Origin of the sequence: Herbaspirillum aquaticum, assembly GCF_002213425.1 — a bacterium.
GTDB lineage: Bacteria > Pseudomonadota > Gammaproteobacteria > Burkholderiales > Burkholderiaceae_D > Herbaspirillum > Herbaspirillum aquaticum.
In genome coordinates this window covers 19,315-42,307 of sequence record NZ_NJGV01000005.1, presented here as the reverse complement: position 1 = coordinate 42,307, position 22,993 = coordinate 19,315, and the positions used below count along the sequence as shown (strand labels likewise).

Below are 22,993 nucleotides of genomic sequence, written 5' to 3'. Positions count from 1 at the left end.
GCACAAGCCGCGCAGCCGCATGCAGCCTGCCGCTGCAGCCAATGACGCATTATGTTGCGCATTGGAATCTGCTCGGGTAACATCGCTCGGCATCTGATGAAGGACCGTTCATGCAGCCATGGCACGCACGCCAGCAGAACAGGTCATCACACCACCTCCACGGGCGGCAGATACACAACAACAGCGACAAGCCAGGACAAGCTCCTGGCATGGTGATTTCAGGGAAGGACGACACGCCACGGGCCCGCGCAGGATTGCGCATGCGGCGCTGGCTGGCGTCCACACAGTGGCGTATTCATGGGGGGCAGTATTTTCAGTCGACTCTTTCGCAATCGCGCAGTACGTGCCTGTGCGAGCGCGGCCACGCTTTTCACTGCACTGCTGGCTTCCCCGCTTTCCCACGCTGCTGGCCCTGCCATCGCCGGCGGGCCGGATTGTTCGCGCCCCTTCACGCTGGCGCTGCACGACCACGGCCTGCTCTACTCGGCCGCAACGGACACCGGGATCGACAAGGATTTCGCCGATGAGCTGATCCGCCGCAGCGGCTGCAAGGTCAATGTCAGCCTGATGTCGCGGGCGCGCATCTGGCAGCTCATCGAATCGGGCGCGCTGGACTTCAGCCTCTCGGGCATCACCAATCCGGACCGCGACAAGTTCGCCGCCTTCGCCTGGTACTTCAGCAACAAGTACTACCTGCTGGTGCGCAAGGATGCCGGCATCAACCAGCTGTCCGATGTCGCCCGCAACGAACGCTTCCAGCTGGGCGTCATCCGCAGCTTCCGCTACAGCAGCAATGCCAATCGCATGGTGGACCAGCTCGCTGCCGCCAACCGCGTCACCCTGGCCGGCGGCCTGGAACCGCTCTACGAAGCCCTGCTGCAGAACCGCATCCAGGGCATGATCATGGAGCCCTTCGATTACCCGGTGGTGGAAGAAAAACGCATTCGTGATGCCACCAACATCATCGGCTTCGAGGACCCCTCGGTACCGCATGGCCTGATCATGTCGCGCAAGGCGCTCTCGCCGGCCGAACTGGACAAATGGCGTGCCCTGGTCAATGGCATGCTGGCCGACGGCACGGTGCTGCGCATCTTCCGCAAGTACTTCAATGCGGAACTGGCGGCGGCCATGGTTGAATTCCAGAGCAAGCCGTGAACTGGATCCGCCCGATCCTGCTACCCGTCATCATCCTGGCCACAGGATTGGGCGTCACCTGGACCGCCTGGGACCACGAGCGCGAAGCCGCCGCCAAGGAAGTCCACACCCAGTTCGCCTCGGTCCTGCGCGAGACGGTCAGCCGCATCGAGCAGCGCATGGCCTCTTACGAACAGATGCTGCATGGCGTGCAGGGACTGGTCTCGGCCACCGGCAACATCGACCGCAACCAGTTCCGGGACTATGTCGAGGCGCTCAACCTGGACGCCAATTTCTCGGGCATCCAGGCCATCAGCATCGAGGAGTGGGTGCCGGCATCGCAGCTGGATGCGCACCTGGCCCGCATGACGCGCCAGGGCCTGGCCGACTACAAGATCCGCCCGCCCGGCGCGCGCATGGCCTATGCCCCGACCATCCTGCGCGAACCCTATGTGGGGCGCAACCGTCTTCCCTTCGGCAATGACCAGTGGTCTGATCCGGTGCGCCGCGCGGCCATGGAGAAGGCGCGCGACTCGGGCATGGCGACCGTTTCCGGCAAGATCGAACTGGCCGGCGAAGGTCCGGCAGCGCCGGCCTTCATGATGTACCTGCCGCTCTACGAGCGCGGCAAGCCGCAGTCCACCATCACCGAACGACGCGCCAGCCTGATTGGCTGGGTGCATGCGGTCTTCCGCATGAGCGACGTGATCGCCAGCCTCTATGGCGAGAGCAGCCGCACCATCGCCTTCACGCTCTACGACGGCGTGACCCAGCAACCGGAAGCCCTGCTCTATCGCTCGCCCCTGGCCAGCGGCCCCATGCATCGGCCGCGGCTGCAGGCCGACGAATACCTGGTGGTGGCCAACCACAACTGGACCCTGTCCATCAGCACCACCGACGCCTTCACCGCCCAGTTCGGCCGCAATGCCGAGCACCTCATCGCCGCCACCGGCATCGGCGCCAGCATCACCCTGGCATTGCTGGCCTGGCTGATGATGTCCAGCCGCAAGCGTGCCGTGCGCCTGGCCGAGAAAATGACCGCCGAACTGCGCGCCAGCGAAGAACAGTTCCGTGCCATCGCCGACTGCACCGTCAACTGGGAAGTCTGGTGGGGCCTGGATGGCCGTCCGCGCTGGATCAATCATGCAGTGCGCGACTACACCGGCTATACGGTGGAGCAATGCCTGTCGATGCCGGACTTCATCGGCACCATCGTCCATCCGGACGACGAGCGCCGCATCCGCGCCGAACTGGCACGCTGCATGGATGGACAAAAGCGCGAAGACGTCGAGTTCCGCTGCGTACGCAAGGATGGCACGGTGTTCTGGCTCTCGCTGTCGTCGGCGCCGATTGCCGACGCCCAGGGCAGCTTCACCGGTTTTCGCACCAGCGCGCGCGACATCACCGAGCGCAAGCAGATCGAAGCCGAACTGCGCATTTCGGCGGTGGCCTTCGATTCGCGCGAGGGCATGCTCATCACCGACGCCAACAGCAAGATCCTGCGCGTGAACAAGGCCTTCACCGAGATCACCGGGTATACCGCCGAGGAAATCGTTGGCAAGCATCCCAAGCTGCTGCGCTCGGATCGCCATGGTCCGGCCTTCTTCCAGGAGATGCGCGAGAGCATCCGCCGCTTCGGCAAATGGCAAGGTGAAATCTGGGACCGCCGCAAGAACGGCGAAGTCTATCCCGAGTGGCTGACCATCTCGGCCGTCAGGAACAAGGACAACCAGGTCACCCATTACGTGAGCACGCATCACGACATCAGCGACCGCAAGCTGGCCGAGGAGCGCATCCGCGAACTGGCCTTCTTCGATGCCCTGACCCGCCTGCCCAACCGTACCCTGCTGCTGGACCGGCTCAAGCAGGCCATCGCGCTGTCGCTGCGCACGCGCACCTGCGGCGCCCTGCTGTTCATCGACCTGGACCACTTCAAGACCTTGAACGATACGGTCGGCCATGAAAAGGGCGATACGCTCCTGAAGCAGGTGGCCCAGCGCCTGCTGGCCAACGTGCGTGAAAACGATACGGTGGCGCGCGTGGGCGGTGACGAATTCGTGGTGGTGCTCGAAGGACTCAACGACACCCAGCAGGAAGCCGCCACCCAGACCCGCGCCATCGGCGAGAAGATCCTGGCCGCCCTGGGCGAGACCTACCAGCTCGACGAAGTGGAATACCGCACCACCGCCAGCATCGGCGCCACCGTCTTCCTGGGCCGCGCAGCCTCGGTGGATGAACTCATGAAGCAGGCCGACCTGGCCATGTACAAGGCCAAGGAAACCGGCCGCAACGCGCTGCGCTTCTTCGATCCGGCCATGCAGACCGCCGTGCTGGAACGCGCCACGCTGGAAGCCGGACTGCGCAAGGCCATCGACGGCAACCAGCTGCTGCTGCACTACCAGCCGCAGGTGGTCGAAGGCGGCCGCGTGACCGGCGCCGAAGTGCTTGTGCGCTGGCAGCACCCGCAGCGGGGCATGGTGCCGCCGGGCGACTTCATCCCCCTGGCCGAAGAAACCGGGCTGATCCTCTCGCTGGGCAACTGGGTGCTGCAGACCGCCTGCAAACAACTGGCCGCGTGGGCCAAGCAACCGCGCATGGCTGAGCTCAGCATTGCCGTCAACGTCAGCGCGCCGCAGTTGCGCGAGCCTGATTTCGTGCAGACCGTGCTGGACATCATCGAACGCACCGGCGCCAACCCGCGCCGCCTGAAGCTGGAACTGACCGAAAGCCTGCTGGTGGACAACGTCGAAGACATCATCCAGAAGATGTTTGCCTTGAAGGCCTATGGCGTGGAGTTTTCGCTGGACGATTTCGGCACCGGCTATTCCTCGTTGTCCTACCTCAAGCGGCTGCCGCTGAATCAGCTTAAAATCGACCAGTCTTTCGTGCGCGATGTCCTGATCGATCCCAACGACGCCTCGATAGCCAAGACCATCGTCAACCTGGCCCAGAGCCTGGGGCTGGGGGTGATCGCCGAGGGCGTGGAAACCGATGCCCAGCGCTCCTTCCTGGCCGATGCCGGCTGCCATGCCTACCAGGGCTATTACTTCTGCCGGCCGGTAACGGTCGAGGCCTTCGAAAAATTCGCCCAGGACCGCGACCTCCTCATATCCGCTGCCTAGGAGTCCGATCTCATGAGTCACGCTTTGTCCGCCTTCGCCATCAATCAAAAATGGCCGGCCCAACATCCCGACCGCATCCAGCTGTATTCGCTGCCCACGCCCAATGGCGTGAAGGTCTCGATCATGCTGGAAGAAACCGGCCTGCCCTACGAAGCCCACCTGGTGAGCTTCGAGACCAATGACCAGCTCTCGCCGGAATTCCTGTCGCTCAACCCGAACAACAAGATCCCCGCCATCATCGATCCCAACGGCCCCAACGGCGCACCGCTGCCGCTGTTCGAATCGGGCGCCATCCTGCTCTACCTGGCCGAGAAGACCGGCCAGTTCCTGCCGGCCGATCCCGCTGCACGCTACCAGGTGATCCAGTGGGTGATGTTCCAGATGGGCGGCGTGGGTCCGATGTTCGGGCAGTTGGGCTTCTTCCACCGCTTTGCCGGCAAGGAGTACGAAGACAAGCGTCCGCGCGACCGCTACGTCAACGAATCCAGGCGCCTCCTGGGCGTGATGGACAAGCGCCTGGCCCAGAGCCAATGGCTGGGCGGCGACGCGTATTCCATCGCCGATATCGCCACCTTCCCGTGGATCCGCAACCTGATCGGCTTTTATGAAGCCGCCGAACTGGTCGGGTTCCAGGACTTCCCCAACGTCGCCCGCGCACTGGAAGCCTTCGTGGCGCGTCCGGCCGTGGTGCGCGGACTGAACATTCCGGCGCGCGGCTGATCGACGGCCTCTGCCAGCCGGGCACCGGGCGGCGCAAGGTGTAAATCGTTTTGCACCGTCCGGTCCCGCGCGTTAACATGGCGCCCATCACTGCGAACGCATCCTGCCTGCCATGACGAACCGATTTCCGTCTTGCCCTCCTGATCGCGCCCGCCTCGTGCGCCGTGGCCTGCTGGCTGCGCTGTGCGCGCTGCCACTGCTGGCCAGCCTGCCGGCGCAGGCGGTTGACCTGTCGCTGAAGACGATCCGCGTGGGCAATCTCTCGCGCGCCTATTTTTCCGAACGCAACGCCGTCGGTGAAGCACAGCCGCTGATCGTCGCGCTCCATGCCAGCGGCTCCAGTGGCTCGTTGATGGCGCGCGCCACCGGGCTGACCGAGATTGCCGAGGCGGCCGGCTACATGATCGTCTACCCCAACGGCACCGGGCTGGCCATCGATGCCCGCACCTGGAATTCCGGCGGCTGCTGCGGCTATGCGCAAATGCACAAGGTGGATGACGTGGCCTTCCTGCGCGCGCTGATCGACAAGCTGGTCAAGGATGGCCTGGCCGATCCGCAACGCATCTACCTGGTGGGCGTGTCCAATGGCGGCATGATGGCTTATCGCATGGCCGCTGAAGCACCTGAACTGTTCAAGGCGGTCGCCGTGGTCAGCGCCGTGCTGGATGTGCCGCCCGAGTCCGTGAAGGCGGCCATGCCGCTGCTGCACATCCATGGCAGCGATGATCCCTTCATTCCTTTCCTGGGTGGCATCGGCAAGCAGGAAGTCTCGCAGTTGCCGCGCCTGTCGGTGGCGCGCAGCATCGAAGCTTTCGTCAAGGCCGATGGCGCCAGTGCGCGGCCGACGGTCAACGACATCCCCGATACCGCCAACGATGGCACCACCATTCGCCAGTACACCTACGCCAGCAAGAGCGACCCGCAGGCCGTGGTGCTCTACGAGGTCAAGGGCGGTGGCCATGCCTGGCCAGGCGGCGTGGTGCCCATCGTCAATGGCGGCAAGTCGTCACAGAACCTGGATGCCTCGCGCACCGTCATCAACTTCTTCAATGCCCACGGCGGTGGCCGCCAGAACGAGCAGGTGGACGACAATCTCCCGCCCGGCGCCACACCGCTGCCCGCGCCGCCTGCCACACCGGCCTCCCCCTTGCCGACGAAGCCGCCCGTGCCTGCCGCGCCTGCACCCACGCGCCCCGGCATGAAGGGACTGGCCCCTGGCTGACGCTGCCATCGCAACACGATTCGCACTATCATAGGCCCCAGCGTTCAACCCTCCCGCTACGACAATGAAAAGACTCCTGACCAGCATCCTGATCGCCATCGTCCTGTATTTCCTGCTGCCCTGGATCGGCAAGCTGATTCCCCACTACCGCCTGGCGGTCATCTGCATCACGGCCGGCATCGTCTCCTTCGCCGTCTCCGCGCTCATGGACAAGACCTGAGCCCACCTGCGCGAAGCGCCAACGACAACGGCCGCAACGTCTTCACGTTGCGGCCGTTTCGTTTCATCACTTCAATTCAGATCAATACCGGTGAGCCTCAGCACTCACCTTTGCGCGCATGGCCCGGCGGGCAGTCGCGTCCGCGTCCCGGACCACGATGGTCGTCGTCAAAATCATCATGACGCGGACCGCGCCCCGGCGGCGGACCACCGCGCCAGCCACCGCGATCCAGTTCCCAGCCACGCGGCCCCTGGCGCCAGACCGGCTGCGCATAGACGTAACCGGGCCGCTCGCGTACCCAGTGACCTTCACGCCAGATGTGGCGGTAGCCATCCCAATCCCAGAAGCCGGGCGCCCACACGTAGCCGTGGCGCGGCGGCGGCAGCGGTTCTGCACGGGGCGGCGGCGGTGCGCCGATGTTGATGTTCACGGAAACTTGCGCCTGGGCAACCGGCAGCACGGCCGCCGACGCGCCCAGCGCTACGAGGCTGGCGAATATTATTTTTTTCATCATATAGAACAGTCAGGGGGTGAAGATGCTTGTAAGACACACGCCGGGCCCTTGCAGTTCCGGCCTTTACATGGCCAAGGCCCGGCGCGTCCTTCAGCCGCCCTTGGCGTTCTTGAACATGGTCTTGATGCCGCGGATGGCCTGGCGGATGCGCGATTCATTCTCGATCAGCGCGAAGCGCACATATTCGTCGCCGTATTCGCCGAAGCCGATGCCGGGCGAGACGCAGACCTTGGCCTGTTCCAGCAGGATGCGTGAAAATTCCAGCGAGCCGAACTGGCGATACGGTTCGGGAATGCGCGCCCAGATGTACATCGAGGCCTTGGGCACATCGACCATCCAGCCCGCCTCATGCAGGCCCTTGACCAGCACGTTGCGGCGTTTTTCGTAATTGGCGCGGATCTCCTCCACGCAGGACTGGTCACCTTCCAGCGCCGCGATGGCCGCCACCTGCACCGGGGTGAAGCTGCCATAGTCGTGATAGCTCTTGATGCGCGCCAGCGCCGCCACCAGGCGCGCATTGCCGACCATGAAGCCGATGCGCCAGCCGGCCATGTTGTAGCTCTTGGAGAGCGTGAAGAATTCCACCGCGACCTCGCGCGCGCCCGGCACCTGCATGATGGACGGGGCTTTCCAGCCATCGAAGGTGATGTCGGCATAGGCCAGGTCGTGCACCACCAGGATCTGGTGTTCGCGCGCCAGCTTGACCACGCGCTCGAAGAATTCCAGCTCCACGCATTGCGCGGTCGGATTGGAGGGGAAGCCCAGGATCATCATCTTGGGCTTGGGATAGCTCTCCCGCACCGCGCGTTCCAGTTCGTCGAAGAAGTCCACGCCCGGACTCATGCGCACCGAGCGGATGTTGGCGCCGGCAATCACCGCGCCATAGATGTGGATGGGGTAGCTGGGATTGGGGACCAGTACGGTATCCCCCTTGTCGAGGGTGGCCAGCATCAGGTGCGCCAGGCCTTCCTTGGATCCGATGGTGACGATGGCTTCGCTGTCGGGATCGAAGTCCACTTCGTAGCGGCTGCGATACCAGTGCGCAATCGCCCGCCGCAGGCGCGGGATGCCCTTGGAGGAAGAATAGCCGTGGGTATCGGGCCGCTGCGCCACTTCCACCAGCTTCTCGACGATGTGCGGCGGCGTGGGGCCATCGGGGTTGCCCATGGACATGTCGATGATGTCCTCGCCCCGGCGGCGCGCGGCCATCTTCAGTTCGGCGGTAATGTTGAAGACGTAGGGAGGCAGCCGTTCGATGCGCGGGAAGCTGACCGGGAAGGCGTCCGGGGACGTGGCAGGGGAAGAGGAAACAGCAGGCGTGCGCGAGGGATCGCGCGAATCGGCAGATTGCGTCATGGGTGTCTTTCACGTAAGCGCCCGGAACCGTCCGAGCGACGTTGGAACCAATGTTCCGTTGCCGATTCTATGCGCGAAGCTTCACCTGCACAAGCACAAATCGCCCTGCACCTTCGATCCCCTGCAAGCTCCTTCACTCATTCGTATTTCCGGGCGTCCTCAATGACCTTCCCATCATTGGGCAGGCTGCCCGGCGCCACCAGCAGCACATCGCCCCGCAGCTTGGTGACCTCGCGCAGGCTGCCAGCCAGCGCATTGACATCGATGGCCGGATCTTCCGGGTCACCCACTTCGCAATGCAGGGTCATGATGTCATTGGCCATCTCGCCCGACACGACCAGGCGCGCCCGCAAGATGTCTCCATGGCGGCGCAGTACGTCGGCCACCTGCGAAGGATGGACGAACATGCCGCGTACCTTGGTGGTCTGGTCGGCGCGCCCCATCCAGCCCTTGATGCGCGTATTGGTGCGTCCGCAGGGAGAGATGCCCTGCACCACCGCCGACAGGTCGCCGGTACCGAAGCGGATGAGCGGATAGTCGGGATTGAAGGAAGTCACCACCACTTCGCCGACCTCGCCCTCGGCCACGGGGTCGCCCGTGCCGGGACGCACGATTTCCAGGATCAGCGATTCGTCCAGCACCATGCCGGGATGCACCGCGCCCTCACTCATGGTCTCGTAGGCGATGTTACCGATGTCGGCCGAGGCATACAGCTGCAGCACCTGCGGCACGCCGTGTTCATGGAACCAGCTGCGCAGCGACGGCGGCAGTGCTTCGGCACTGACCAGGGCGCGCTGCACGCTGGAGATGTCGGCGCCCATCTCGCCTGCCTTCTCGATGATGATCTTCAGGAACGAGGGCGTGCCGACATAAGCATCAGGCTTCAAGGCCGCCATCGCATTGACCTGCAATTCGGTCTGGCCGATGCCGGCCGGGATCACCGCGCAGCCCAGCCGCGCCGCCGCGCCCTCGACCATGAAGGCCGCCGGCGTGAAATGATAGGCGAAGCAGTTCTGCAGGATGTGCCCGCCCTGCAACCCCAGCGCCTTCATCGGGCTGGCAAACCGCCACCAGTCCGCGCCCTGCCCTTCGGGATCGAAGATCGGACCGGGCGACACGAAGAGCCGCCGCAGTTGCCGCGCCGGGGTGGTGTTCAGGCCGCCAAAGGGGCTCTCGCGGGTCTGCAGTTCCTTGAGGTCGGACTTGCGCGTGACCGGCAATTTCGCCAGCGCCGCGCGCGAGGTGATCGCCCCCGCCTCCACGCCATTGAGGATGCGCGCCCAGCCCGGTGCACCCTGCGCGCGCGCCACCAGTTGCGGCAAGGCGCGCATCAGTTCCTGCTCGCGCTGTTGCGGATCGCGCCGCTCCAGCGCATCCAGTTCGGCCAGTACCTGTGTCGGATCGGACATGATGCCCTCCCCCCTTACGCCAGCCAGCGCTTGCGGCGGCGATAGAACTTCATGTCGCGGAAGTTCTTGCGTCCGCCACCGGAGACGCCCAGATAGAATTCCTTCACATCTTCGTTATCGGCCAGTTCGCTGGCGGCGCCCTCCATCACCACGCGGCCGTTTTCGAGGATGTAGCCGAAGTCGGCATAGCGCAGCGCCACCATGGTGTTCTGTTCGGCCAGCAGGAAGGAGACCTTCTCCTTGCTGTTCAAGTCCTTGACGATCTCGAAGATCTCTTCGACGATCTGCGGCGCCAGCCCCATTGAGGGTTCATCGAGCAGGATCATGGAAGGCTTGGCCATCATGGCGCGGCCAATGGCGGTCATCTGCTGTTCGCCGCCCGAGGTGTAGCCGGACTGCGATTTGCGGCGCACCTTCAGCCGCGGGAAATAATCGTAAATCTTTTCCAGTTCGTGCTTCACCTCGGCATTGCTGATGCCGCGCGTGTAGGCGCCGGTCAGCAGGTTTTCTTCCACCGTCAGGTGACCGAAGCAATGCCGCCCTTCCATCACCTGGATCACCCCGCGCTTGACCAGGTCGTTGGGCGTCATGCGGTCCACGCGCTCGCCACGGAATTCGATGCTGCCCTTGGTCACATCGCCGCGCTCGGCGTGCAGCAGGTTGGAGATGGCCTTCAAGGTGGTGCTCTTGCCGGCGCCATTGGCGCCGAGCAGGGCCACGATCTTCCCTTCGGGCACGTCCAGCGAGACGCCCTTCAGGACCAGGATCACGTGGTCATAGATCACTTCGATGTTGTTGATGGCCAGCGCCTTGGCCACCGCTGCCGTAGCGGCGGAAGGCGCGGCACTGGTCTGGATCGGTGTGGCATTCATGGTCGTTCGCATTCCCAAAAAAGCACCGGCGGCCGTGGGAGACGTGCAGAGCCGCCGGCGCAAGCGCCTACTTCATGCAGGCAGGAGTGATGCCTTTTTCTTTTGCGTATTTCGCGGCCGATGCCTTGAACAGCGGGTGGATCAGGTTCTTGTTGCCCTCGATCCAGTCCGACACCAGCACCCACTTGCTGCCATCCCATTGCTGGATCCTGACCTTGCCCGAACCTTCGTGGTTGTCGCACGAGGTCTTGATTTCAGGCAGCAGGCCAGTGGCGCCCAAGGCCTTCAGACGGGCATCGGTGATGTTGAGGTTTTCAAAGCCCCAGCGCACCTGCTCGCCGCTCATGACCTTGCCTTTGCCGTATTTGTCCTGGGCCGTGCGCACCGCTTCCACGGTGGCAATGGCTGCCGAGACGCCACGGTTGTAGAGGATGGAGCCGAGCTTGTTCTTGTCCTGCATGTTGCCCTTGCCCGCGCCATAGACCACCTTGTCGATGTCGGCAATCACGGGCACATCCTTGCCGGCCACGTTCCAGGTCGCAGACAGGTAGCCCTTGGCGGCGTCACCGGCGGGGATGGTGTCTTCTTCCGAGCCGGCCCACCAGGAACCGACGATCTTGTCACGCGGATAGCCGACCTTCTGCGCGGCCTTCAGTGCGGTCTGGTTCATCACGCCCCAGCCCCAGAAGATCACGTAGTCCGGGTTCTCCTGGCGGATGCGCAGCCACTGCGCGCCCTGCTCGTTGCCGGGGTGCGCCACCGGGATTTCCACCAGCTTGAACTTGCCGATGGAGGACTCCGCCTGCAACGCCACGATAGGCTCCTTGCCATAGGCCGAGTCGTGGTACAGGAAGACGATCTTCTTGCCCGCCAGCGAGCCATTGTTCTTGCCGGCCAGGTATTTCACGATGGCCGAGACCTGCATCTGGTAGGTCGTCACCAGCGGGAAGGCGTACGGGAACACCGAGCCATCCACCGCGTCGGTACGTCCATAGCCGATCATCACCAGGGGTACCTTGTCCTCGGCGGTCTTGTCGATGAGCGCATAGGAGATGCCGGTGGCCATGGGGTTGATGGCGGTGCCGCGCGTGACCTGATTCTTGTTCTTCATGCGTTCGTAGCACTCCACGCCCTTGGCGTTGTTGTACTCGGTCTCGCACTCTTCCCAGGACAGCTTGACGCCATTGACGCCGCCTTCCTTGATGTTGATGTAGTTGAGGTAATCGACATAGCCGCCGTAATACGACTGGCCATTGGTGCCATAGGGTCCGACCCGGTAGCTGGGGATAGCGATGAACTGGTCGCTGGCCTGCGCCAGTACCGGTGCCGCCGGGGCCAGCAGGCTGGCGGCGCAGGCGGTGGCCAGCAGCCACTGCCGCAGATGCTTCATGGTTTTCATGGTCTCGTCTCCTTGTTGTTGTCGTTGCCGACTTTTATCGGAGGCCGGTGTTCCGGTCTCCGCCTACCTCAATACGGTCTTGCCGCGCTCAGTGCGGGAACGGCCACAGGCGCAGTTTTTCCTTGGCGATCTGCCACAGCCGCGCCAGACCGTGCGGCTCGGCGATCAGGAAGAAGATGATCAGGGCACCGAACACCATCATCTGGATGTGCGACACCGTTGCATTGGTGAACGGCAGGTGCAACAGCGACGCCAGCGGCGGCAATGCGTTATCCAGGAAGATCGGCAGCAGCAGGATGAACGCCGAGCCCAGGAAGGACCCGAGGATGCTGCCCACACCACCGATGATGATCATGAAGAGAATCCGGAAGGACAGGTCCAGCGAGAAACCGTCCGGCTCCACCGAGCCCAGGTAGCAGAAGGCGTACAGGGCACCGGCCACGCCGCAGTAGAAGGAGCTCACGGCAAAGGCGGTCAGCTTGGTGCGCATGAGCGGGATGCCGATCACTTCGGCGGCCACGTCCATGTCGCGCACGGCCATCCAGGCGCGTCCGGTGGAGGAGCGCACCAGGTTCTTGGCCACCAGCGCCAGCAAGCTCACCACGGCCAGCACGAACAGGTATTTGCGTACCGGGGTATCGATGGCGATGCCGAAGAAATCGATCTTGGGTGTGCTGATCACGCCCGAGGACGAATTGTTGGAGAACCAGGGAAACTTGGTCAGCGCCCACACCACGAAGAACTGCGCCGCCAGCGTAGCCACGGCCAGGTAGAAGCCCTTGATGCGCAGCGAAGGCAAACCGAAGAGCACGCCCACCATGGCCGCACAGGCGCCCGAGAGCAGCAGCGTGGCGACGATGGGAATGCCCTCCACGCGCAGCTGGAAGTTGTAGGCCGCATAGGCCCCGACGGCCATGAAGGCGGCCGACCCCAGCGAGAGCTGGCCGGCGTAACCGGTCAGCACGTTCAGGCCCAGTGCAGCCAGCGCAAACACCAGGAACGGCACCAGGATGGCCGAGAACCAGTATTCGCTGCCCAACAGCGGCACGCCCACGAAGGCGAACACCATGAAGAGCGTGAAGATGATGCGATCCTGGCGGATCGGGAAGATCTGGCTGTCGGCGATGTAGCTTGTCTTGAATTGTCCTGCTTCACGGTACAGCATTGCGTTCTCCTTGTTACTGCATGGCACCCATGGCGACATATCGCCAACATTGGAATGAGCACATTGTCATACGCGGTCGATATGTCGCTCGCCGAACAAGCCTTCGGGCCGCACCAGCAGGAACAGCAGCGCGAACACGTAGGGGAACCAGCCCTCGATGCCGCCGAAGTTGCCACCAAAGGCATCCTGCATGACCGGCGGGATGTAGATCTCGGCCAGTTTCTCGGAAGCACCGATGATGAGCCCGCCCACGATCGCCCCGGGAATCGAGGTGAAGCCCCCGAGGATCAGCACCGGCAAGGCCTTCAGGGCCGTCATGGTCAGCGCGAACTGCACGCCATTGCGCGAGCCCCACAGCAGGCCGGCAATCAGCGCCACGAAGCCGGCCACACCCCAGACCACGGCCCAGATGTGCTGCAGCGGGATACCCAGCGACAGCGCCGCCTGGTGATCATCGGCCACCGCACGCAGGGCGCGGCCCACCTTGGTCTTCTGGAAGAACAGCGCCAATGCCGCCACCAGCGCCACCACCATGCCGGAGGCGAACAGGTCGAACTTGGAAATGCCGATGCCGATGCCGTCCATCACCGACTGGATCGGCTCATCGACGATGCCCAGGTCGATAGGCCGCACTTCGCTGCCGAACAGCAAGGGACCCAGCCCTTCTAGGAAAAAGGTCAGGCCGATGGTGGCCATGAAGAGCGTGATGGGCGGCTGGTTGACCAGCTTGCGCAAGACAAAGCGCTCGGTGGCCAGCCCCACCAGGATCATCACCACGAAGGCCCCGATGATGGCCGCCCACATCGGCATGCCCTTCTCCATCAGGCCCACCACGGCCAGCGCGGCGAAATACACCATCGCACCCTGGGCGAAATTGAAGACGCCGGAGGCCTTGTAGATCAGTACGAAACCCAGCGCCACCAGGGAATACATCAGCCCCGAGAGCAAACCGCTCAGGGTGACTTCGAGGAAGAATTGCATGTCGTCTCCTTGCCTGCCATGTCCATATTGTTTTTATTATTTATATTGTTTTCGTCTTCAGTGTTCGTCTTCAGTGGGAAGTCCCGAGATAGGCCTTGATGACTTCCGGATTGCTCATCACCTCATCGGGCGTGCCGTCGCCGATCTTCTTGCCGTAGTCCAGCACCACGACGCGGTCGGAGATGTCCATGACCACGCCCATGTCATGTTCGATGAGCACGATGGTGGTACCGAACTGGTCGTTGACGTCGAGGATGAAGCGGCACATGTCCTGCTTTTCTTCCACGTTCATGCCGGCCATGGGTTCGTCCAGCAGCAGCATGTGCGGCTCAGCCGCCAGTGCACGCGCCAGTTCCACGCGCTTTTGCAGGCCGTACGGCAGGCGTCCCACGGGAGTTTTGCGGATGTGCTGAATTTCAAGGAAATCGATCACTTCTTCGACTTTGCGCCGATGCTCGATTTCCTCGTTGCGGGCCGCGCCCCACCACAGCGCATTGGAAAACAGGCCCGAGCGCATCTTGGTGTTGCGGCCGGTCATGATGTTGTCCAGCACCGTCATGCCCTTGAAGAGCGCGATGTTCTGGAAGGTACGGGCGATGCCCTGGCGCGCGATGCTGCTGGGATGCATGCCCAGGCGCGGCTGGCCGCGATAGAGGATGCTGCCCTTCTGCGGATGGTAGACGCCGTTGATGACGTTGATCATCGAGCTCTTGCCGGCACCGTTGGGGCCGATGATGGCGCGGATCTCATGCTCGCGCACATCGAAGGAGATATCGGTGAGCGCCTTGACGCCGCCGAAGGACAGCGAAATGTTCTGCAGGTCGAGGATGACCTCGCCGATGCGTCGGCCATTGGCGGCGACCGCCGGGGCTTCGTCATCGGGGCTGGTCACGGGAGGCAGGCCCGCGGGCAGGATTTCGGAACTCAGGTGTCGTTTCATGATCGGGTTCATTCAGCAGTGGTCTGGTCGGGCTACGCTGCAAGCCGGCAGCGCTGGCGCTGCCGGGACGGGACTGCGTGCTGCTCAGGCGGCGCTCTGCAGCGTCTTGAAGGTCTTGGCGTCGGCGATCCTGAGGTCGGCCGAGATCATGCCCTGGCGGCCATCCTCGAACTTGACCTGGGTTTCGATGTACTGCGACGCATGGCCGGCATAGAGCGCCTCGATGAGGACCGCATACTTGTCGGCGATGAAGCCGCGCCGGACCTTGCGGGTACGGGTCAGCTCCTCGTCATCGGGATCGAGTTCCTTGTGCAGGATCAGGAAGCGATGGATCTGCGAATCGGCCAGCAGGGGGTCCGCCACCAGGTCGGCGTTGACCTTTTCCACGCAGTCACGCACCAGGTCGTAGACCGCCGGATTGGCGGCCAGGTCGGTATAGCCGCTGTAAGGCAGGTTGCGGCGCTCGGCCCAGTTGCCTACGGCATCCATGTCGATGTTGATGAAGGCCATGCATTGCTCGCGGCCATTGCCGAAGGTCACCGCTTCCTTGATGAAGGGGAAGAACTTCAGCTTGTTCTCGATGTACTTGGGCGCGAACATGCTGCCGCAGGCCATCTTGCCGACATCCTTGGCGCGGTCGATGATCTTGAGGTGGCCGTCGCTGTCGAAGAAACCTGCATCTCCCGTATGGAAGTAGCCGTCCTGGTCGATGGCTTCGGCGGTGGCATCGGGCCGCTTGAAATATTCCTTCATCAGGCCCGGGGAGCGCACCAGCACTTCGCCATTGGCATCGATGCGCACTTCCACGCCCTTCATCGGGCGGCCCACGCTATCGAGCTTGACGTCGCCCGAGGGCTGCATGCACACCGTCACGCAGGTCTCGGTCATGCCATAGAGCTGCTTCAGGTTGATGCCCAGCGAACGGTAGAAGTCGAACAGGTCCGGCCCGATGGCCTCGCCGCCGGTATAGGCCACGCGCAGGCGCGACATGCCCAGCACGTTCTTCAGCGGTCCGTAGACCAGCAGGTCGCCGATGGCGTATTGCAGGCGGTCTGCCAGCGACACGCCCGGCTTGCCATCGAGGATGCGCATGCCGACCCGGCGCGCCACCTTCATGAAACCATGGAACATCTTGCGCTTGATCCAGCCGGCGTCCTCGATGCGGATCATCACTTGCGTGAGGATGTTTTCGTAGACGCGCGGTGGCGCAAAGTAATACGTCGGGCCGATCTCGCGCAGGTCCGTCATCACCGTATTGGGCGACTCCGGGCAATTGAGGCAGAAGCCGGCCACATGCTGCTGGGCGAAGGAGTACAGGAAGTCGCCCACCCAGGCCAGCGGCAGATAGCAGAGGATGTCGTCGTTCTCATCCAGGTGATCGAACTCCACCAGCGTGGTGGCGGTGGTGATCATCGCGCGGTGCGAGTGGCACACGCCCTTGGGCTTGCCCGTGGTGCCGGAGGTGTAGAGGATGATGGCCACATCATCGGGCGAGCCCGCCGCCACCTCCTGCTCGAAGAACCCCGGATGCGCACGTTCGTAAGCGCGGCCCAGTTCCTGCACGCGGGCAAAGGACAGCAGCTCGGGCTGGTGATAGTTGCGCATGCCGCGTTCGTCGTCATAGATGACGTGGGCGATGCGGGGCAGGTTTTCCTTGATCTCGAAGACCTTGTCGACCTGCTCCTGGTCTTCGGCCATGACGAAGTCGACGTTGGCGTCGGCCAGCACGTAGGCCATGTCAGCCGCCGGCGCATCCTGGTAGAGCGGCACCGGCATGCCGCCCAGCGCCTGGGCGGCGCTCATGGCCCAGTACAGGCGCGGGCAATTGTTGCCGATGATGGCCAGGCTCATGCCGCGCTTGAATCCCAGCGCGGCCAGGCCGCAGGCAAAGCTGCGTACCTCGTCGGCCACCTGGCGCCAGGTCGTGGTCTGCCAGATGCCCAGGTCCTTCTCCCGGAAGGCCGCCCGCTCGGGGCGTCGTTGGGCATGCGCCAGCAGCAGCCGCGGAAAGGTCGCGGCTTCCTTGTCTTGTCTCGTCTCCACCATTTCCCACCTTCTTGTGCAGGTTCGAAAGATCCGTTTCCTTCATTGGATTGCATGAGGATACGAACCCGGTGTCGGATCAGTCTGTGCTGCCAGGCTTACGCTGCTCTTACTGCGGCAGTCATTGTGTCGGGCATGCCAGCTGTCCTGTCTCTATGATTGGCCAGGCTTTTGCCTGGGCCTTTTTTGCGATGATAGTAGAGGCAGTGGTTGCCAGTGGATGTCATCTCACCGACAATTGACAAAACTTTCGATATTGCGACGCATCATCATGGAGACATCAATTCGACGCATGCTGTCCAAGAGCATCTGGGCGCAGGCGCTGACCGAAGAACAGCTGGCCCGGGTGGAAGCGGAGGTGGTCAGCCGCAAGATTCCGGCCGGGGGCTACGTCTGCCGCAAGGGCGATCCGGTGGCGCACTGGATCGGTGTGCACGAGGGCTTGCTGAAGATGAGCAGCGTCTCGCCCGAAGGCAAGACCGTCTCCTTCGCCGGCATGGCCAATGGCGGCTGGCTGGGCGAAGGCTCGCTGCTCAAGGACGAACCGCGCAAGTACGATGTGGTGGCCCTGCGCGAGAGTGAATTGCTCTACATGCCCAAGGCCACCTATCTCTGGCTGCTGGACAACAGCATTCCCTTCAACCGCTTCCTGGTGACGCAATTGAACGAGCGCCTGGCGCTGTTCATTTCACTGGTGGAGTATGACCGCATGCTGGAGCCGGATGCGCGCGTGGCGCGCTGCCTGGCAGCCCTGTTCAACCCCTACCTGAATCCCGGTATCGGGCTGAACCTGCAGATCTCGCAGGAAGAAGTCGGCAACCTCTCCGGTACTTCGCGCCAGCGTGCCAACCAGGCCCTGCAGGTGCTGGAAAAGGCCGGCCTGCTGAAGGTGGACTATGGCAGCATCACCATCAATGACCTCGAAGGCCTGCGGCAATTTCCGGGATGAAACGCAGCCGCGCTCACGCGGCTTGAAGACAGGAAGACGTGAGGAAATGAAAAAAGCGCGGCCAGGCCGCGCTTTTTCGTTGGCTTGCCGCGCCGCTCAGGGCGTGGCCTTGGCGAGTTCATCCCCGCGCGCCGGACGATTGCGGTTGCGCCAGTAGATGCCGGTATCGACCACCGTGCCCATGAATTCCTTGGGGTCCGTGGATTTGACAACGTAACCATTGGCGCCGAGTTCGTAGCTCTGGTTGATGTCGCGCTGGTCGTCGGAAGAAGAAAACATCACCACCGGAATGTGCGAGGTGGCCGCATTGGACTTGATGATCTTGAGGAAATCGTGACCGCTCATCAGCGGCAGGTTCAGGTCCAGCAAGATCAGGTAGGGATGCAGGTCGCGGCGGCTCGCATATTCCCCCTGGAAGAAAAATTCCTCGGCCAGCTCCGCATCGGCAAACCAGGTCAGCTTGTCGGCCAGCTTGCGGCTGCCCAGCGCCAGGCGTGTCAACTCGGCCACTTCAGGGCTGTCGTCGACGAGGATGATGTCATATTGCTCGATATCCATGGATGGATCGCTTTCTTCAATTAATTTCAAGCTGGAACATTTATTGTCTGAATGACCATTCCTTGGCCACCCTGTATCGCACCACTGCCGCCCGCCCGGTCCATCCCCCGGACAGCGCCCGGCAGTGAGCTTCACTGCTGCGACTGCACCGCGGCCTCGTTCCAGCATCGGCGGTCTGCTTGAAATACCACTACGGACGCCGATCCCCGTACTGTCAGGGGATTATTGCACAGGCATTTTCAAAAAAAATCAGAAATTTCCTGAATGTGAATATGTCTTCACCCAGGCCCTTTGTCACTTGTCCGGAGTGGCAATGCCGGTACGAATCGCATAGCGCACCAGGCCGGGCACGTCGCGGATGTCCAGCCGCTCCATCAACTGCGCCCGGTGGGTCTCGATGGTCTTGGCGCTGACGTTCAACTGGTAGGCGATCTCCTTGGTATTGTTGCCTTCGGCGATCAACTGCAGGATTTCGCGCTGGCGCGGGGTGAGCACTTCGACGGGGGTCCCGTTTTGTGCAACGCGCTTCATATAGTTGTCGAGCGCCTCGCGCGAGATGTGCGAATCCAGGTACTGGCGCCCATGTTTTACTTCATACAGGGCTTTTTCCAGCTCGGTGGCGGCCGAATCCTTGAACAGATAGCCATTGGCGCCGGCATTCAAGGCCTGCATCACGTATTCCTCGCTGCCATACATGGACAGCATCAGGAAACGGATGGTCGGATAGTCGCCGCGCAGGCGGCGCAGGGCTTCCAGGCCGTTCATGCCCTTCATGGCGATGTCCAGCAGCACCAGGTCGGGCTTGAGCTGGGGGATCATCTCGATGACTTCGGCGCCATCGGACGCCTCGCCCACCACCTCTACCCCAGGCATGGCGGTCAGCAGCGCCTTGATGCCGCTGCGCACCAGCGCGTGGTCGTCGGCCAGCATGATTCGGGTCAGCATTTACATTCTCCTCACGATAGGGGCGACCGGCAGGTGCATGACGATTTCCGTCCCTGCGCCGGGCGCCGAAGTGATATCCATGGAACCGCCCACCAGCACCGCCCGCTCTTCCATGTTGAGCAGGCCGAAACTGGTGCCGGAAATGGCATTGCTGCGCGCACGCTCGATGTCGAAACCTTTGCCGTCATCGCGGATGCTGAGGTACACCTGGTCCTGCTGGCGGTCGATCTTGACCCAGATGTTCTGGCATTTCGCATGGCGCAGGATGTTGGTGACGGCCTCCTGCACGATGCGAAAGGCGGTGTTTTCGATGTCGTGGTGCAATTGTCCATCATGCCCGCTGCTCTCGAACCAGCCATTCACGTTGGCCAGCTTGGACTTCTGCTCCACGTAGGAACGCAGGGCGGCAATCAAGCCCAGGTTGTCCAGCTGCGGCGGGCGCAGGTCCAGCGACAGGCTGCGCACCTGGGCCAGCACGGCGGTGACGATGTCGATGCCGTTCTGCAGCGAGGGGCCTTCCAGCGAACCGGTCTTCTTGATGGTTTCCAGGTTGATCTTCAGGGCCGTCAGCGACTGGCCCACATCATCATGCAAGCCGCGCGCCAGGTGCTGGCGTTCGCGCTCCTGCACCTCGATCACGCGCGAGGACAGGATCTGCTGGCGCTGGATGGCCAGTTCCAGCTCGCGCCGCGACTGTTCACGCTCGGTCACATCGATGGCCAGGCCGGCCACCATGTCGCCCTTGCCTTCGCCGCTGATCGGGAACCGCACCACATCGAGGATGCGGGCATTGTGGTTGTGGTCGAAGACGGTTTCCTGGGTGTGCAACTCGCACTTTTCTTCCAGCACCTTGCGGTCGTATTCGCGCGAGGCTTCAGCGCCGCCCGAGGTCATCAGCTCGGCATCGGTCATGCCGTCCATGTCGTGCGGGGTCATGCCGTAGAAGGCGGACTGCGCCGGATTGACGTAGTTGTAGCGCAGCTGCCCGTCCTTGATCCAGGTGGGCATGGGTGCGGCGTTCATGAAGGCATTGAAGCGCGCCTGCATCTCGCGCAGGGCCTGGGCGCTGGCGCGCTGCTTGCGCCGCGCCTGGGCGTCGCGTAGTTCGCGGTCCACCGCATGCGGCAGGCGGGCGATGGCGCTTTTGAGGAAATAGTCCTGGGCGCCGGCCTTCATGACTTCCACCGCCGTCTGCTCGCCGATCACGCCGGAGACGATGATGAAGGGCGTCTGGTCATTGTCGGCCTTGACCAGCTTCAAGGCTTCCACGCCGGAGAACATCGGCATGGAGTAATCCGAGATGACGATATCCCAGCGCTGCGCCTGCAGCGCCGCCAACAGGGCCTGTTCGTCGTCGACCCGCTCCCAGGTCGGCTCGAAGCCGCCGCGCTTCAACTCGCGCACCATCAGTACGGCGTCTTCTTCCATGTCTTCGACGAACAGTACGCGCAACGGAATGCTCATGGGACCTTGTTCTCCTTCGGGCTCAGTGTGCCGGTTCAGTTGTCATCGGACGAGCGGCGCGACTCGCCCAGGCTGGGCACCACGCCCTTGCGCGGCAGCGCAAAGTAGAAGCTGGCGCCCTCCTTCGGTTTGCTCTCGGCCCAGACGCGCCCGGTATGGCGTACCACGATGCGCTGTACCAGGGCCAGGCCAATGCCGGTGCCGGCATATTCTTCCTGCCGATGCAGGCGCTGGAAGGTCCCGAACAGCTTGTGGGCGTAGCGCATGTCGAACCCGACCCCGTTGTCGTGCACGCCATAGACGTATTCTTCGGCCGTGGCCTGCATGGTCACGCGCACGCGCGGCTGCTCGCTCTTGCTGCTGAATTTCACGGCATTGGAGAGCAGGTTTTCCCACACCTGGGCGATCAGGCCGCGATTGGCCACGGCCCCTTCCAGGCGTGCCACCTCGAACACCACGGCCGGGTTCTCCTGCTGCAGGCCCGCCACCACCTGGCCCACCAGTTCTTCCATCGAGAAGCGCTGCAGGGTCAGCTCGCCGGTGGTGGACTTGGCCAGCTTGAGCAAGTCATTGATGAGCGCGTCCATCTTGCGCACGTTGCGCCGGATCACCTGCAACTGTTCGCGCCCCTTCTCGTCGATGGCGTGGGCGTAATCTTCTTCCAGGATCATGGCATAACCGGAGATGGCGCGCAGCGGCGCGCGCAAGTCGTGCGACACCGAGTAGGAGAAGCTCTCCAGTTCCTTGTTCACGTTGTGCAAGTGCTGGGCCTGCCGCTCCAGGTCGGCGTTGAGGGCTTCGATCTCGTCTTCGGCGCGCTTGCGATCGGAGATGTCATAAATCACGGTGCGGCTGATGAGCTTGCTGCGGTCACGGCTGGGGATGGCGGTGGCATTGACCAGCGCCGTGAACTCACTGCCGTCGGCGCGGCGGAAATTAAGGTCGATGCCGCTGATCTCGCGCCTGAGCAGGAACTGCGGATGCAGCTCCCGCAGGTAGCGCTCGGCGCTGGACGGGGCCAGCAGGTCGGCCTGGGTCATGCGGCCTACTACCTGTTCACGCGTGTAGCCCAGCCACTTGAGCTCGGTATCGTTGATCTTGATGATGCGCTTGTCGGTCTCGTCGACGGAGTGATAGCCGCAGGGGGCGTTGTTGTAGAGGTCTTCGATTTCGTCCGAATAGGCCTGGGCGCGCTGCTGGGCTTCGACCCGGCGCGTCATTTCCTTGCGCAGCTTGCGGTAGACCAGCAGCAGCAAGGCGATGCTGAGCAGGCTGCCGGAGATCACCATGAAGATGGTCAGGTTGGCGCTCACGGCGGTGTCATGCGAACGGGTAGCCAGCAAGGCATTCTCGTTGCCCTTCATCTGCTCAAAGCCTGCACGGATGCGTTCGCCCAGCTCCCTGCCCTCGAGCACGCGGGCGCGACCTTCTTCGGGGGTCAGCTCCATCAGCTGACGCGACATCGTCAGCCGCTGCATGACCAGATCTTCGGTCTGGCCCAGCAGCTCGGCCTGCTGCGGGTTGTCGCTCAGCAGGCGGCGCAGGTCCTGCAGCAACGCGTTGAGGTGGCGCACGCCGGCCTCGAAATTGCTGCGGTATTCCTGCTGTCCCGACAGCGCATAGCCGCGCGACGTGCTCACGGCGTCGCGCACGGTGGAATTGGCTTCTTCCAGCTTGTTGAGCACCGTGTAGCTGTGCTGCAGCCACACCGCACGACGCTCGAAGTCACGCACGCTGTGGTAGGAAAAAGCCGCCACCCCCACCGAGAGCAGCAAGGCCAGCAGGAAGAAGATGCCGGTGCTGGCGCGGGCCAGTCCGCTTTGTCTAGTTATCGGCATGGTTCATGTTTCATTGGTCTGCAAGTCACGCGCCCGGTTTGACAGCCGGTTACCCGGCCACCCGCCCGGAAGCGGCGTGCATGAAGCAAGGCTGCACTCGATCTTCACATGATGCATGTCAGGGAATCGCGCACGGCGAAGC

19 protein-coding genes are annotated in these 22,993 nt (G+C 63.1%); 6 read left to right on the top strand and 13 right to left on the bottom strand.

Annotated features, from left to right (window positions below; genetic code table 11):
• The first annotated feature begins 297 nt into the window (after nt 1-297).
• The 5 genes from CEJ45_RS06375 (at nt 298) to CEJ45_RS24905 (ending at nt 6,418) form a co-directional block, all read left to right on the top strand.
• Nucleotides 298-1,155, top strand: coding sequence for a substrate-binding periplasmic protein (locus CEJ45_RS06375; RefSeq protein ID WP_088754339.1), 858 nt, complete (start codon nt 298-300; stop codon nt 1,153-1,155).
• Entirely contained in the window at nt 1,152-4,256 is a 3,105-nt protein-coding gene (locus CEJ45_RS06370; protein ID WP_088754338.1) for a bifunctional diguanylate cyclase/phosphodiesterase, read from the top strand. The genes CEJ45_RS06375 and CEJ45_RS06370 overlap by 4 nt, the downstream gene beginning before the upstream one ends.
• Nucleotides 4,257-4,268: 12 nt before the next feature.
• Complete coding sequence (locus CEJ45_RS06365) at nt 4,269-4,976, top strand: glutathione S-transferase N-terminal domain-containing protein (RefSeq protein ID WP_088754337.1); 708 nt, start codon at nt 4,269-4,271, stop codon at nt 4,974-4,976.
• 112 nt (nt 4,977-5,088) lie between these two features.
• Nucleotides 5,089-6,198, top strand: a complete 1,110-nt coding sequence (locus tag CEJ45_RS06360; RefSeq protein ID WP_241517290.1) for a CE1 family esterase — start codon at nt 5,089-5,091, stop codon at nt 6,196-6,198.
• A gap of 64 nt (nt 6,199-6,262) precedes the next feature.
• A complete protein-coding gene (locus CEJ45_RS24905) occupies nt 6,263-6,418 on the top strand; it encodes a hypothetical protein (RefSeq protein WP_008329375.1) in 156 nt (51 codons plus the stop codon).
• A gap of 97 nt (nt 6,419-6,515) precedes the next feature.
• Here the strand turns inward: CEJ45_RS24905 and CEJ45_RS06355 are convergent, their stop codons facing one another.
• From CEJ45_RS06355 to CEJ45_RS06315, 9 genes are all read right to left on the bottom strand, one after another.
• Nucleotides 6,516-6,932, bottom strand: coding sequence for a YXWGXW repeat-containing protein (locus tag CEJ45_RS06355; protein WP_088754336.1), 417 nt, complete (start codon nt 6,930-6,932; stop codon nt 6,516-6,518).
• Between the two features lie 90 nt (nt 6,933-7,022).
• Nucleotides 7,023-8,288: an alanine transaminase gene (gene alaC, locus CEJ45_RS06350; RefSeq protein WP_034331604.1), complete on the bottom strand. Its 1,266-nt coding sequence runs from the start codon at nt 8,286-8,288 to the stop codon at nt 7,023-7,025.
• Nucleotides 8,289-8,425: 137 nt separating this feature from the next.
• The gene (locus CEJ45_RS06345; RefSeq protein WP_088754335.1) at nt 8,426-9,697 is read right to left on the bottom strand and encodes a phenylacetate--CoA ligase family protein; all 1,272 of its coding nucleotides are present in this window, start codon (nt 9,695-9,697) and stop codon (nt 8,426-8,428) included.
• 14 nt (nt 9,698-9,711) lie between these two features.
• Nucleotides 9,712-10,569, bottom strand: coding sequence for an ABC transporter ATP-binding protein (locus CEJ45_RS06340; RefSeq protein ID WP_187697641.1), 858 nt, complete (start codon nt 10,567-10,569; stop codon nt 9,712-9,714).
• A gap of 67 nt (nt 10,570-10,636) precedes the next feature.
• The gene (locus CEJ45_RS06335; protein ID WP_187697640.1) at nt 10,637-11,968 is read right to left on the bottom strand and encodes an ABC transporter substrate-binding protein; all 1,332 of its coding nucleotides are present in this window, start codon (nt 11,966-11,968) and stop codon (nt 10,637-10,639) included.
• 88 nt (nt 11,969-12,056) lie between these two features.
• On the bottom strand, nt 12,057-13,133 hold the full coding sequence (locus CEJ45_RS06330) for a branched-chain amino acid ABC transporter permease (RefSeq protein WP_088754334.1): 1,077 nt from the start codon (nt 13,131-13,133) through the stop codon (nt 12,057-12,059).
• A 66-nt stretch (nt 13,134-13,199) separates the two neighbouring features.
• On the bottom strand, nt 13,200-14,114 hold the full coding sequence (locus CEJ45_RS06325; protein ID WP_088754333.1) for a branched-chain amino acid ABC transporter permease: 915 nt from the start codon (nt 14,112-14,114) through the stop codon (nt 13,200-13,202).
• Nucleotides 14,115-14,184: 70 nt separating this feature from the next.
• The gene (locus CEJ45_RS06320) at nt 14,185-15,066 is read right to left on the bottom strand and encodes an ABC transporter ATP-binding protein (RefSeq protein WP_088754332.1); all 882 of its coding nucleotides are present in this window, start codon (nt 15,064-15,066) and stop codon (nt 14,185-14,187) included.
• 72 nt (nt 15,067-15,138) lie between these two features.
• On the bottom strand, nt 15,139-17,100 hold the full coding sequence (locus CEJ45_RS06315; RefSeq protein WP_088754331.1) for an AMP-dependent synthetase/ligase: 1,962 nt from the start codon (nt 17,098-17,100) through the stop codon (nt 15,139-15,141).
• A 268-nt stretch (nt 17,101-17,368) separates the two neighbouring features.
• On the opposite strand from CEJ45_RS06315, the gene CEJ45_RS06310 reads away from it, so the two are divergent.
• Nucleotides 17,369-18,046, top strand: a complete 678-nt coding sequence (locus tag CEJ45_RS06310; protein ID WP_034334324.1) for a Crp/Fnr family transcriptional regulator — start codon at nt 17,369-17,371, stop codon at nt 18,044-18,046.
• A 96-nt stretch (nt 18,047-18,142) separates the two neighbouring features.
• On the opposite strand, the gene CEJ45_RS06305 is transcribed toward CEJ45_RS06310, so the two are convergent.
• The 4 genes from CEJ45_RS06305 to CEJ45_RS06290 all read right to left on the bottom strand — a co-directional run bounded on the left by CEJ45_RS06305 (nt 18,143) and on the right by CEJ45_RS06290 (nt 22,851).
• Nucleotides 18,143-18,604 carry a response regulator gene (locus CEJ45_RS06305; RefSeq protein ID WP_088754330.1) on the bottom strand — a complete coding sequence of 154 codons (462 nt, stop codon included), beginning with the start codon at nt 18,602-18,604 and terminating at the stop codon, nt 18,143-18,145.
• 294 nt (nt 18,605-18,898) lie between these two features.
• Nucleotides 18,899-19,549, bottom strand: a complete 651-nt coding sequence (locus CEJ45_RS06300; protein WP_088754329.1) for a response regulator — start codon at nt 19,547-19,549, stop codon at nt 18,899-18,901.
• Nucleotides 19,550-21,013 carry a hybrid sensor histidine kinase/response regulator gene (locus CEJ45_RS06295; protein WP_088754328.1) on the bottom strand — a complete coding sequence of 488 codons (1,464 nt, stop codon included), beginning with the start codon at nt 21,011-21,013 and terminating at the stop codon, nt 19,550-19,552.
• A 35-nt stretch (nt 21,014-21,048) separates the two neighbouring features.
• A complete protein-coding gene (locus CEJ45_RS06290; protein WP_088754327.1) occupies nt 21,049-22,851 on the bottom strand; it encodes a sensor histidine kinase in 1,803 nt (600 codons plus the stop codon).
• Nucleotides 22,852-22,993: the final 142 nt, after the last annotated feature.

Bases quoted from the DNA above. Each gene is read 5' to 3' on its own strand.
- CEJ45_RS06375 (WP_088754339.1), top strand. From the start codon at position 298: ATGGGGGGCAGTATTTTCAGTCGACTCTTTCGCAATCGCGCAGTACGT.
- CEJ45_RS06365 (WP_088754337.1), top strand. From the start codon at position 4,269: ATGAGTCACGCTTTGTCCGCCTTCGCCATCAATCAAAAATGGCCGGCC.
- CEJ45_RS06360 (WP_241517290.1), top strand. From the start codon at position 5,089: ATGACGAACCGATTTCCGTCTTGCCCTCCTGATCGCGCCCGCCTCGTG.
- CEJ45_RS24905 (WP_008329375.1), top strand. From the start codon at position 6,263: ATGAAAAGACTCCTGACCAGCATCCTGATCGCCATCGTCCTGTATTTC.
- CEJ45_RS06355 (WP_088754336.1), bottom strand. From the start codon at position 6,932: ATGATGAAAAAAATAATATTCGCCAGCCTCGTAGCGCTGGGCGCGTCG.
- alaC (WP_034331604.1), bottom strand. From the start codon at position 8,288: ATGACGCAATCTGCCGATTCGCGCGATCCCTCGCGCACGCCTGCTGTT.
- CEJ45_RS06345 (WP_088754335.1), bottom strand. From the start codon at position 9,697: ATGTCCGATCCGACACAGGTACTGGCCGAACTGGATGCGCTGGAGCGG.
- CEJ45_RS06340 (WP_187697641.1), bottom strand. From the start codon at position 10,569: ATGAATGCCACACCGATCCAGACCAGTGCCGCGCCTTCCGCCGCTACG.
- CEJ45_RS06335 (WP_187697640.1), bottom strand. From the start codon at position 11,968: ATGAAAACCATGAAGCATCTGCGGCAGTGGCTGCTGGCCACCGCCTGC.
- CEJ45_RS06330 (WP_088754334.1), bottom strand. From the start codon at position 13,133: ATGCTGTACCGTGAAGCAGGACAATTCAAGACAAGCTACATCGCCGAC.
- CEJ45_RS06325 (WP_088754333.1), bottom strand. From the start codon at position 14,114: ATGCAATTCTTCCTCGAAGTCACCCTGAGCGGTTTGCTCTCGGGGCTG.
- CEJ45_RS06320 (WP_088754332.1), bottom strand. From the start codon at position 15,066: ATGAACCCGATCATGAAACGACACCTGAGTTCCGAAATCCTGCCCGCG.
- CEJ45_RS06315 (WP_088754331.1), bottom strand. From the start codon at position 17,100: ATGGTGGAGACGAGACAAGACAAGGAAGCCGCGACCTTTCCGCGGCTG.
- CEJ45_RS06310 (WP_034334324.1), top strand. From the start codon at position 17,369: ATGGAGACATCAATTCGACGCATGCTGTCCAAGAGCATCTGGGCGCAG.
- CEJ45_RS06305 (WP_088754330.1), bottom strand. From the start codon at position 18,604: ATGGATATCGAGCAATATGACATCATCCTCGTCGACGACAGCCCTGAA.
- CEJ45_RS06300 (WP_088754329.1), bottom strand. From the start codon at position 19,549: ATGCTGACCCGAATCATGCTGGCCGACGACCACGCGCTGGTGCGCAGC.
- CEJ45_RS06295 (WP_088754328.1), bottom strand. From the start codon at position 21,013: ATGAGCATTCCGTTGCGCGTACTGTTCGTCGAAGACATGGAAGAAGAC.
- CEJ45_RS06290 (WP_088754327.1), bottom strand. From the start codon at position 22,851: ATGCCGATAACTAGACAAAGCGGACTGGCCCGCGCCAGCACCGGCATC.